This is a genomic window from Salinispora sp. H7-4 (assembly GCF_013416675.1).
Lineage (GTDB): Bacteria > Actinomycetota > Actinomycetes > Mycobacteriales > Micromonosporaceae > Micromonospora > Micromonospora vitiensis.
The window spans coordinates 537,257-547,666 of the sequence record NZ_JABZED010000007.1 but is presented as its reverse complement, the minus strand read 5'-3'; the positions used below and the strand labels follow the sequence as shown (position 1 = coordinate 547,666).

The following is a 10,410-nucleotide window of genomic DNA, read 5'->3' as shown; positions in this document are numbered from 1 at the left end:
AGGGCAAGTCGCCGTACGCCCGTCCGTCGGCGATCGCCACTCTCGCGGCGCTGGCCACCGAGTCGCCGCCGCCGCCGAAGAACGCCGGCCCGCTGCGCCCGGTGCTCAACGGCCTGCTGCGCAAGGATCCGACCGAGCGGGTCACCGCCGAGGTGGCAGAGCGGCTACTGCGCCGAGCCGGCGGTAAACGTTCGCAGCTCATCCCGATGCTGTCCGGCGTACGCCGGCCTGGGCCGAACCGTGGCCAGGGGCGGACGCCAGCGCCGGTGCCGGCGCCGCGACCGGCGCCGACGCTGCCTGAACCCCCGGCGTCGGGGGCACCGGCATCCCCGCCGTCGTCCGGTGCGTCACCACCGGCGGCCGAGCCGCCGGCCGATGCCGCCCGCACCGCGAAGGTGACGGGTACCGGCCCGACCGCGCCGGTCAATCCTCCGGTGGAGCGACCGGACGCCGACCCGACGGCGATGCTCGGTGGGCTGTCGGCTGCCCCGGCATGGTCGGTGCCCCCGCCCGGCGGACCCGAGGCCGGTACGAGGCGTCACGCCACCCGCCGCAACCTGCTGATCGGTGCCGTGGTGGCCCTGCTTCTGCTCGGTCTCGTGGTGGCCTATCCCTGGCTCGCCACGGAGGATGACGGAGCGGATCCGGGTGCTGTCGCGACCGGTGCCGGGGCCACCACGGCTCCGGCCAACTCGGCTCCGAGTGCCACGGCGCCGACGAGCGCCCCGCCGACCAGCGCCAGCCCTCCAGCGTCCAGCCCGACCCCGAGTGGCACGGCGGGCGCGGCCCTGCCGGCCGGCTGGAAGCTGCACCGGGACGCCACGGGATTTGTGGTGCCGGTGCCGCCGGGGTTCGACCTGGACTACCGCCGGCAATGGGGTCGGGGGCCGGAGGACTATCGGGTCCGGTTCTCCGACGGTGCGGGGCGGGCCCTGCTCATCGACCAGACGACGACGCCGCTGGACGATGCTGTGGCGGACTGGCGTAAGCAGGAGGCTGCCCGACGCGACGGCTACCGTGGCTACCAGCACGTCAAGATCGTTTCAGTGGACTACTGGGATGAGGCCGCCGACTGGGAGTGGATCTTCGATGACGACCGCGGACGTCGGCTGCACGTCCGTAACCGTGGCTTCGTGACCGCGCCCGACAAGGGGTACGCGATCCGCTGGGACTGCCCGGAGGACGACTGGGCGGCGAACGAGTCGGTTTTCGAGATCATCGCCGCCGGGTTTGTGCCAGTACGTAGCTGATCTCGTCCCGGCTGGCCGAGGGCGGCCAGATCGGGCCGACGGTCGGCCGGGACGAGGGCGGTAGGCTCCCCGCCCATGGTGTCGATCGACGGTCTGACCGGTATCTGGGACACACTGCTCGGCGCGCAGCCGGACCCGCCTCCGCTGCTGGTGCTGCTGACCGGAGTGGGGGCGTTGGTCGTGGTCAGCACCGGGCTACCCTGGCGGGTCGCCCGCAACGCGGTCACCATCGCCCACGAGGGCGGGCACGCCCTGGCCGCCCTGCTCACCGGCCGTCGCCTGCACGGCATCCGGCTGCACTCGGACACCTCCGGGCTCACCCTCTCCGCCGGTCGCCCCACCGGCCCCGGCATGGTGATCACCCTGCTCGCCGGCTACCTGGCTCCACCGCTGGTCGGGCTCGCCGGCGCCGGAATCCTCGGTGGCAACCGGATCACCCTGCTGTTGTGGATCGCCGTCGCACTGCTGCTGGCCATGCTGGTCCTGATCCGCAACGTCTTCGGAGTGCTGTCGCTGCTGGTCACCGGCGGGCTCGTACTCGCCGTCTCCTGGTACGCCACACCGCAGGTGCAGGCGGCGTTCGCGTACACCGGGGTGTGGTTCCTGCTGCTCGGCGGTATCCGCCCGGTGGTCGAGCTGCAACGGCTACGCGCCCGTGGCCGGATGCCCGCCTCCGACGCCGACCAACTCGCCGGCATCACCCCCTTCCCCGCGTTCTTCTGGGTCACGGTCTTCGCCCTGGTCAACCTGGTCGTGCTGGGCTTCGGCGCGGTGCTTCTGGCCGGCCCGGCCTGGACCGGGTACGGGCTGATCGGCTGAGCCGGGCCGCCCGGGATGGCCCAGTCGAGGCGGAAAAGCCGGGAGCAGCCGGCAACCTGGGGCCGGCGCTGGTGCGTGTCCTCTGCGACCGCCACGGGAGGTAGCCAGGTGCCGGATATCGAGGGGTTCGACGAGTTCTATCGGGGGAGCCGGCAGCGGCTGCTCGGCTTCGTGTACGTGCTCACCGGTGATCTCACCGAGGCCCAGGACGCGGTGCAGGAGGCGTATATCCGGGCCTGGCAGCGCTGGTCCACGGTGAGCGGGTACGACGACCCGGAGGCGTGGGTGCGGGTGGTGGCGAGCCGGGTTGCGGTCAGCCGGTGGCGCAGCCTACGCAGCCGCGCTCGGGCGTACCTGCGGCACGGTGCCACCGAGAGCGTCCCGGCGCCCAGCACCGACACGGTGGCGGTGGTCGCCGCACTGCGCCGGCTGCCGGAGGAGCAGCGCATCGCGATCGCGCTCTATTACCTGGTGGGGATGCCCGTCGTCGAGGTCGCCCGGGAGACCAACGCCCCGGTCGGCACCGTCAAGGCCCGGCTGTCTCGCGGCCGGGCGGCTCTCGCCGGGCTGCTGGCCGTCGTCGATCTGGAGGAGGCCGTCGATGCGTGACGAGATGAGCGTCGTCGAGCCGATGCAACGCGGCCTGCGCGACGTCCGTTGGCTGGAGGCGGCGGAACTCCGTGCTCGGGCCCGCCGCCGCAGCCGGCGTACCGCCCTGTTGGCAGGGATCGTCCTGGTGGGGACCTTGGCGGTGGTCTCCGTCCCGGTGCTCAACCCCCCGTGGAGCTACTCACCGGCCACCCCGGTACCGGTGCAGGCCGCGGTGGGAAGCACCCCCGCGTCGCCTGCCGGGCCGGTCGCGGCGGTGCGTTCCGACCTTCCACCCGAGCTCTTCGTCCAACAGTCGGACCTGGTGGTGCGCACGGAACTGCACCTCGGCGAGGCCGCCCTGGGCGGAACCGTCACGCTGGGGATCGGGCGTGACCGATGTGGCCCCGGCCCGGAGGTGGAGGCGTGGATGAGCCGGTCGCAGACGCTGCTGCGGTGGTCGGCCGGTGGCCCCGATCGGCTCGGTGACATCCTGGTTGTGCAGGATCTGTATCGGTTCCGCGATGATGACGCGGCCCGTTTCTTGGCCGAGGTCCGGCAGGCGATCGCTTCCTGCCCCCAGCAGGGGGAGGTCTGGACGGCCGACTACGAAGGCCGGGCGGTGGAACTGGAAGCGCTGCACCATTGGGACACCCCGCGGGTGGACTTCGCCGGCGAGGAGTCGCTCCTGCTGCGGCACTCGTCCTCCCTGTCCGCCAACCCCACGACGGGCGAACTGCCGGCCGTGGTGAACTCGCCGGAGCTGCGGGTCGTGTTGCGCGTCGATGACCTGGTGACGGTGCTCTTCGTCAGCATGGCCGGCGAGGCGGAACTGGTCCGCCTCGCCGACGTCGCGGCCCGTCGCATGTGCACCGCCGCCAGCCCGCCCTGCTGAGCCACGCCGACCGCGCACCTACAGCGGGATGTTGCCGTGCTTCTTCGGGGGAAGGGTCTCGCGCTTGGTACGCAGTACCCGCAGCGCCCGGACAATCTGTGCCCGGGTTTCGTGCGGCGGGATGACCGAGTCGATGTACCCGCGCTCGGCGGCGATGTACGGGTTGGCGAGGGTGTCCTCGTATTCGGTGATCAGCTCGGCCCGTCGCGCCGCCGGGTCGGCGGCGCCGGCCAGCTCCTGCCGGTGCAGGATGTTGACCGCCCCCTGCGCCCCCATCACCGCGATCTGGGCGGTCGGCCAGGCGAAGTTCAGGTCCGCGCCGAGGTGCTTGGAGCCCATGACGTCGTACGCACCGCCGTACGCCTTGCGGGTGATGACGGTGACCTTTCCGACGGTGGCCTCGGCGTACGCGTAGATGAGCTTCGCGCCCCGGCGAATGATGCCCTCCCACTCCTGGCTGGTGCCGGGGAGGAAGCCGGGCACGTCCACGAAGGTGAGTACCGGAATGTTGAACGCGTCGCAGGTGCGGACGAAGCGCGCGGCCTTCTCCGACGCGGCGATGTCCAGCGTGCCGGCGAAGTGCATGGGCTGGTTCGCGACCACGCCGACCGGCCGGCCCTCGACCCGGCCGTAGCCGACGATCAGGTTCTGCGCGTACAGCGGCTGCACCTCAAGGAACTCGCCCTCGTCGAGGACGTGCTCGATGACCTGGTGCATGTCGTACGGCTGGTTCGCCGAGTCCGGGATGAGGGTGTCCAGTTCCCGGTCCTCGTCGCTGATCTCGAGGTCCATGTCGACCGGGTACGTGACCGGCTCGTCCAGGTTGTTCGACGGCAGGTACGACAGCAGCGCCTTGACGTACTCGATCGCGTCCTCCTCGTCGGTGGCGAGGTAGTGCGCGTTGCCGCTGCGCGAGTTGTGCGTACGGGCGCCGCCCAGCTCCTCCATGGCGACGTCCTCACCGGTGACGGTCTTGATCACGTCTGGGCCGGTGATGAACATGTGGGAGGTCTGGTCGACCATGACGGTGAAGTCGGTGACCGCGGGCGAGTAGACGGCGCCGCCCGCGCACGGGCCGAGAATGAGCGAGATCTGTGGGATGACGCCACTGGCCCGTACGTTGCGGAAGAAGATCTCGCCGTAGAGGCCGAGCGAGGTGACGCCCTCCTGGATCCGGGCCCCGCCGGAGTCGTTGATCCCGATGATTGGGCACCCGGTCTTCATGGCCAGGTCCATCACCTTGACGATCTTCTCGCCGAAGACCTCGCCGAGGGAACCGCCGAAGACCGTGAAGTCCTGCGCGAACACGCAGACCTGGCGACCGTCGATGGTCCCGTAGCCGGTGATGACGCCGTCGCCGTAGGGGCGGGTCTTCGCCAGTCCGAAGTTGGTGGACCGGTGTCGGGCCAGCTCGTCCAGTTCGACGAAGGAGCCGGGGTCGAGGAGGAGCTCGATCCGCTCCCGCGCGGTCTTCTTGCCGCGTGCGTGCTGCTTGTCCACGGCGCGCGCCGACCCGGCGTGCACCGCCTCGTCGATCCGACGCTCCAGGTCCGCCAGCTTGCCTGCGGTGCTGTGGATGTTGGTCCCGGTCTCGGTAGTCACCAAGGGAATATAACGATGGTTCAGCTCGGCGCCGCTGTGCAGTACGCCTCACCACCGGTTATCGGGAGGGTCGTAGGCTGGCAGGATGCTGGTTTCCCCGTACACCGATCTGGATCGCCCACCACTGTCGGTGGCGCGGCTGCGTCGCGCGTTGGTCGCGCCGCACGGTTCGTGGGCCCGGCTGGAGCTGCTCGCCGAGACCGGTTCGACCAACGCGGACGTGGCCGAGTATGCCCGCTCCGGGGAGCCGGAGGGCCTGGTGCTGGTCGCGGAGCGGCAGCGTGCGGGGCGGGGCCGGCGGGGCCGTGACTGGCAGTCGCCGGCTCGGGCGGGGATCGCGACCAGCGTCCTGCTCCGGCCCGGGGACGCGGTGCCCGAGCGGGGCTGGGCGCCGGTGCCACCGTCGGCGTACGGGTGGCTGCCGCTGCTCGCCGGAGTGGCGCTGGTGCAGGCGGTGACCCGGCTGGCCGAGTTGGAGGCCACCCTCAAGTGGCCGAACGATCTGCTCGTCGGTGACGCGAAGTGCGGTGGGATCCTGGCCGAGGGGGTGCCGGTGGCGGGGGCGGCGGGGCCCCCCGCGATCGTCCTCGGCATCGGTCTGAACGTGACTCTTCGTGCTGACGAGTTGCCGGCGAACCCGAATGGTCTGCCGGCGACCTCGCTGCAGTTGGCCGGTGCCGCGGCGACCGACCGGGATCCGTTGTTGCGGGCGCTGCTCCGGTCGTTGGGCGACTGGTATGGGCGGTGGCGGGCCGCGGAGGGCGATGCGGTGGCCAGTGGCCTGCGCGCGGCGTACCTGGCCGGCTGCGCCACCGTGGACCGTCCGGTCCGGGTGCTGCTGCCGGACGGTGGCGAGTTGACCGGCACGGCGACCGGCGTTGACTCCGACGGCCAGCTGGTGGTGTCCACCCCGGAAGCCACCCGGCACCTCTCCGCCGGCGACATTCTGCACCTGCGCTGAACGGCCACGGTTGACCCGGCGGAGCCGGGCTCGGCAGCGGCTGTCGTCGCCCAGCCCGCGCGGCTGATGTCGTGGGGCGGTGTGAGCGGTTACGGTCTGCGCGTCCGATCTGTGCTGGAGGTACCCGTGGCGTTTCCTGAGGACGTGCTCACCGAGGACGAGTACGTCGTGCTGCATCTGCACCCGCACTGGAAGGTCCTGGTCCGGCCGGCCGTGGTGACGGTTCTTGCCGTCGCGGTGGTGGTGGGCGCCCTGGTGCTGGCCCCCGACGGTGCTGGCCGGGCGGCGGTGTTGGTGGTGCTGGGCGGGGCGGCGCTGGTGGGGGTGCTCTGGTTCGCGCTCTGGCCGGCGCTGGTCTGGCAGGCGACCCACTACCTGTTCACCAATGAGCGGGTGCTCATCCAGCAGGGTGTGCTTTCCCGGGACCGCCGGGACATTCCGCTCACCCGGGTCACCGACCATGCGATGCAGCAGCGCCTCAGTGAGCGGTTGTTCGGCTGCGGAACCCTGACCATCGATTCCGCGGGGGAGCGTGGGCGGTCGGTGTTGGATGATGTGCCGCAGGTGGGGCGGGTGCAGACGACGCTCTACGAGTTGGTGGAGGCGCAGTACGACCGGCCGCCGTCCGACGACGCCGAGCTTCGGGAGGCACTGGCCGAGGCCCAGGACGGCAGGCCGTCCGGGGAAGCGGGCTGAGCTGGGCCCGGGCGGGCTGCGACCGGCGTCCTGCCCCCGGAGCCGGGCGCGTCAGGGGCGACGGGATCGGCGGGTGCTCGTTTGGAGCTCCGCGGCGAGCTCGGCGGCCAGCTCCCGGTCCAGGTCGAGGCGGGCGTCCAGCGGGATGGTCAGCCCTTGGATCGGTGTGCGGAGGGGGTGGTGGGTGCCCGGTGGTGGGGCGGCTTCCTCCAGCTCCGAGACCGACTCCGCCAGCTCGGCGACCGGGTCCATCTCCGCCATCGTGTCCCACTCGTCGCGGCGGATGCTGTGCCAGTTGTTGGTGGCCGGCGCCGGTGCGGGCTGGAAGACGAACGTCCGGTAGGACCAGAACCGGAACAGCGTCGCCAGCAGGACACCCATCGTCTTGGCGAGGTTGAGGGCGAGCAGGCTGCTCACGCCGAGGCCGTACTTGGCCGCGGCCAGCACCCCCAGCTCGATGAGGAGCCCCGCACCGTTAAAAAGAAAGAAAAGGACATACTCGCGTCTAACTGCCGTTTTCGGGCGATCGCGGTACGTCCAATGGCGATTCATCAGGTACGACGTGATCGTCGCGGTGATGGTGGCGACGACCGTCGCCTTCAGTACGCCGCCCTGGAAGACAGTGAGTGCAAGGGCGTTGAACACCGCGTAATTGATGACGGTGTTGACGCCCCCGACGATGCCGAATTTGAGCGCCTCATGCAGGAACTTCTGCCAACGCTCGGGCAGGAGACGGACAAGACGCATGCAGAACACCTTAGGCGAGTGGGCTGGGCCGGGATCGCCCCGGCCTGGCGAGATGGGCGCCAGGTCACGCCCGGTTTCGGTCGTGCTTCGCTTCCGGTGCGGCGGGAGTTCCCGCTGGCACGAAGACGAACCGTCGATAGGACCAGAACCGGAAGAGGGTCGCCAGCCCGGTGCCGACGAGATAGCTGGCGATGTTGTCCGCCAGCGGGGTCTGGAAGACCTCTGGCCAGATCTGGCCAAGGCCGTAGCGGCTGATCGCCAGGACCGCCACGGTGATACCGAGGCCCACCGCGTTGAAGATGAAGAAGAGCGCGTACTCGCGGGCTGGGTTGCCGCCCCGGCGGTGTCGCCACGTCCAGAACCGGTTGCCGAGGAAGGCGAAGGTCGCCGCCACCACCGTGGAGATGGTCTTCGCAGTCACCTGCTCGACGTCCTGCACCGAGGTCAGGAGGTTGAAGAGGGCGAAGTCGACGATGAAGGCGATGCCGCCCACGGTGGCGAACTTGCTCAACTCGTGGACGAGGTGACCGAACCGGTCCAGCAGGGAGTGGATCAGGCCCGGCCGGGTCCGCCGGGAGCCGGGCTCCCCGGTCATCGTCGCTGCCACCGAGCGAGCGTACCGGGTGCGGGCCCGCGGCACGGGTAGCGCGGGTCGGCATGGCTGGTCCGGACAGGGGCGATGAACGGGGACAGCAGTCCCGGGCAGGCCCTCCCGAACCAGCTGGCAAAGCGCACGCCGGTACGCAGCCGCCGTACCGGACGACGACGGGCCAGCTGTTTCGTCACTGGATTTGCGTGAAACTGCGCGTGAAAGCGGGTATTAGCTCGCGATGCCGCAGCCGGACCGTAGCTTGTGCAGTTCTTCACAACCAGTCCCACTGACTGCTGACGCAAGCCGGTTTACGCTGAGGCCAATCCCAGGTTTCACGTAGGCGACGCGACGCGCCGTCAAGCCTCGTGCATCCCATAGACCGGTCAGCGTCGACCACAAGGAGATGTGTCATGGTTGCTCCGGCCACTGTTCGGGGTATCGATCAGGCCCCGACATCCCACCCCAAACTGCTTGCCTGGGTCCGTGAGATCGCGGAACTGACCACCCCGGACCGTGTGGTCTGGGCGGACGGGTCAGAAGAGGAGTGGCGTCGTCTCACCGACGAACTCGTCGAGGCGGGCACCCTGGTCCGGCTCAACCCGGAGAAGAAGCCCAACTCGTTTTACGCGCGGACCGATCCGACGGACGTGGCGCGGGTCGAGGAGCGTACCTACATCTGCTCGGTGGACGAGGCAGACGCTGGCCCGACCAACAACTGGATGGCGCCGGCCGAGATGAAGCGGACGATGACGGAGCTGTACCGCGGTTGCATGCGCGGTCGCACCATGTACGTCATCCCCTTCTGCATGGGCCCGGTAGAGGCCGAGAAGCCGATGTTCGGCATCGAGATCACCGACAGTCCGTACGTGGTCGCCTCGATGCGGATCATGACCCGGATGGGCGGGAAGATCCTGGCGGCGATGGGCGACGACGCGGACTTCGTGCACGCACTGCACTCGATCGGCGCGCCGCTCGCACCGGGCCAGCAGGACGTGGCCTGGCCGTGCAACGAGACGAAGTACATCTCGCACTTCCCGGAGACCCGGGAGATCTGGTCCTACGGCTCCGGCTACGGCGGCAACTCGCTGCTCGGCAAGAAGTGCTACTCGCTGCGGATCGCCAGTGTGATGGGGCGGGACGAGGGCTGGCTCGCCGAGCACATGTTGATCCTGAAGATCACATCGCCGGAGGGGAGGGTTTACCACATCGCCGGTGCCTTCCCGTCGGCCTGCGGCAAGACCAACCTCGCCATGCTGGAGCCGACCATCCCAGGCTGGAAGGTCGAGACCATCGGGGACGACATCGCCTGGATGCGGTTCGGCCCGGACGGGCGCCTCTACGCGGTCAACCCGGAGTACGGCCTCTTCGGGGTCGCCCCCGGCACCGACTGGAAGACCAACGCCAACGCGATGCGGACGTTGGACCGCGGCAACTCCGTCTTCACCAACGTGGCCCTCACCGACGACGGTGACATCTGGTGGGAGGGCATGGGCGAGCCCCCGGCGCACCTCATCGACTGGAAGGGCAACGACTGGACGCCGGAGAGCGAGAACCTCTCCTCGCACGCCAACAGCCGGTTCTGCACTCCGATCACCCAGTGCCCGATCCTCGCCGAGGACTACTACAACCCCAACGGCGTACCGATCGACGCGATCCTCTTCGGCGGCCGGCGTCGGGACACCGTTCCACTGGTCACCGAGGCGCGGGACTGGGTGCACGGCGTCTACCTGGGCGCGACGCTCTCCTCGGAGACCACCGCCGCGGCTTCGGGCGCGGTCGGCGTCGTGCGTCGGGACCCGATGGCGATGCTGCCCTTCATCGGCTACCACGCCGGTGACTACTTCCGGCACTGGATCGAGATGGGCAAGGGCGTCGACGGCGACGAGTCGAAGCTGCCGAGCGTCTACTACGTCAACTGGTTCCGTAAGGACGCCGAGGGCAACTTCCTCTGGCCGGGCTTCGGCGAGAACTCCCGGGTCCTGAAGTGGATCGTCGAGCGGATCGAGGGCCGGGCCGACGCCGTGGAGACCCCGATCGGCATGGTTCCCACCGCGGATGCGCTGGACGTCGAGGGCCTGGACATGACCTCGGAAGACATTCGGATCGCGCTGAAGGTCGACGCGAACGAGTGGCAGGCCGAACTGCCGATGGTCACCGAGTGGTTTACGAAGTTCGGGGACAAGCTGCCCGGTGTCCTCTGGGCCGAGCTGGACGCGCTGCGTGCCCGGCTCGACGCGGAGCCGCGGTAGTAGCGGATTTT

General features: G+C 69.9%; 10 protein-coding genes and 1 pseudogene. 7 read left to right on the top strand and 4 right to left on the bottom strand.

All coding sequences use genetic code 11. From position 1 onward, the window contains the following. The 4 genes from H0524_RS10385 to H0524_RS10370 form a co-directional block, all read left to right on the top strand. Positions 1-1,250: serine/threonine protein kinase (locus tag H0524_RS10385; protein WP_180198428.1), on the top strand; the 1,250-nt coding region annotated here is incomplete at its 5' end. A 75-nt stretch (positions 1,251-1,325) separates the two neighbouring features. Further along, positions 1,326-2,069 carry a M50 family metallopeptidase gene (locus tag H0524_RS10380; protein ID WP_180198427.1) on the top strand — a complete coding sequence of 248 codons (744 nt, stop codon included), beginning with the start codon at positions 1,326-1,328 and terminating at the stop codon, positions 2,067-2,069. Positions 2,070-2,177: 108 nt separating this feature from the next. Then, positions 2,178-2,678, top strand: coding sequence for a sigma-70 family RNA polymerase sigma factor (locus H0524_RS10375; protein WP_018727075.1), 501 nt, complete (start codon positions 2,178-2,180; stop codon positions 2,676-2,678). Next, positions 2,671-3,552, top strand: a complete 882-nt coding sequence (locus H0524_RS10370; RefSeq protein WP_180198426.1) for a hypothetical protein — start codon at positions 2,671-2,673, stop codon at positions 3,550-3,552. Before H0524_RS10375 ends, H0524_RS10370 begins: the two co-directional genes overlap by 8 nt. Before the next feature lie 18 nt (positions 3,553-3,570). Here H0524_RS10370 and H0524_RS10365 read toward each other — a convergent pair whose 3' ends face one another. Next, positions 3,571-5,154, bottom strand: a complete 1,584-nt coding sequence (locus H0524_RS10365; protein ID WP_180198425.1) for an acyl-CoA carboxylase subunit beta — start codon at positions 5,152-5,154, stop codon at positions 3,571-3,573. Between the two features lie 85 nt (positions 5,155-5,239). Between H0524_RS10365 and H0524_RS10360 the strand changes: the two genes are divergently transcribed. Then, entirely contained in the window at positions 5,240-6,115 is an 876-nt protein-coding gene (locus H0524_RS10360) for a biotin--[acetyl-CoA-carboxylase] ligase (RefSeq protein WP_180198424.1), read from the top strand. A gap of 66 nt (positions 6,116-6,181) precedes the next feature. Next, a complete protein-coding gene (locus H0524_RS10355) occupies positions 6,182-6,811 on the top strand; it encodes a PH domain-containing protein (protein ID WP_180198423.1) in 630 nt (209 codons plus the stop codon). Between the two features lie 51 nt (positions 6,812-6,862). Here H0524_RS10355 and H0524_RS10350 read toward each other — a convergent pair whose 3' ends face one another. From H0524_RS10350 to H0524_RS25585, 3 genes and pseudogenes are all read right to left on the bottom strand, one after another. After that, positions 6,863-7,558: a GtrA family protein gene (locus H0524_RS10350; protein ID WP_180198422.1), complete on the bottom strand. Its 696-nt coding sequence runs from the start codon at positions 7,556-7,558 to the stop codon at positions 6,863-6,865. 64 nt (positions 7,559-7,622) lie between these two features. Then, the gene (locus H0524_RS10345) at positions 7,623-8,198 is read right to left on the bottom strand and encodes a GtrA family protein (RefSeq protein WP_180198421.1); all 576 of its coding nucleotides are present in this window, start codon (positions 8,196-8,198) and stop codon (positions 7,623-7,625) included. A 142-nt stretch (positions 8,199-8,340) separates the two neighbouring features. After that, a pseudogene (locus H0524_RS25585) lies at positions 8,341-8,425 on the bottom strand (GtrA family protein); the annotation flags it as partial. A 135-nt stretch (positions 8,426-8,560) separates the two neighbouring features. On the opposite strand from H0524_RS25585, the gene H0524_RS10340 reads away from it, so the two are divergent. Next, positions 8,561-10,399, top strand: a complete 1,839-nt coding sequence (locus tag H0524_RS10340) for a phosphoenolpyruvate carboxykinase (GTP) (protein WP_180198420.1) — start codon at positions 8,561-8,563, stop codon at positions 10,397-10,399. The last annotated feature ends 11 nt before the right edge of the window (positions 10,400-10,410 follow it).

What these genes read in the sequence shown, in the direction of transcription:
- H0524_RS10350 (WP_180198422.1), bottom strand. Translation starts at nt 7,558, where the DNA reads ATGCGTCTTGTCCGTCTCCTGCCCGAGCGTTGGCAGAAGTTCCTGCAT.
- H0524_RS10380 (WP_180198427.1), top strand. Translation starts at nt 1,326, where the DNA reads ATGGTGTCGATCGACGGTCTGACCGGTATCTGGGACACACTGCTCGGC.
- H0524_RS10360 (WP_180198424.1), top strand. Translation starts at nt 5,240, where the DNA reads ATGCTGGTTTCCCCGTACACCGATCTGGATCGCCCACCACTGTCGGTG.
- H0524_RS10370 (WP_180198426.1), top strand. Translation starts at nt 2,671, where the DNA reads ATGCGTGACGAGATGAGCGTCGTCGAGCCGATGCAACGCGGCCTGCGC.
- H0524_RS10340 (WP_180198420.1), top strand. Translation starts at nt 8,561, where the DNA reads ATGGTTGCTCCGGCCACTGTTCGGGGTATCGATCAGGCCCCGACATCC.
- H0524_RS10355 (WP_180198423.1), top strand. Translation starts at nt 6,182, where the DNA reads ATGTCGTGGGGCGGTGTGAGCGGTTACGGTCTGCGCGTCCGATCTGTG.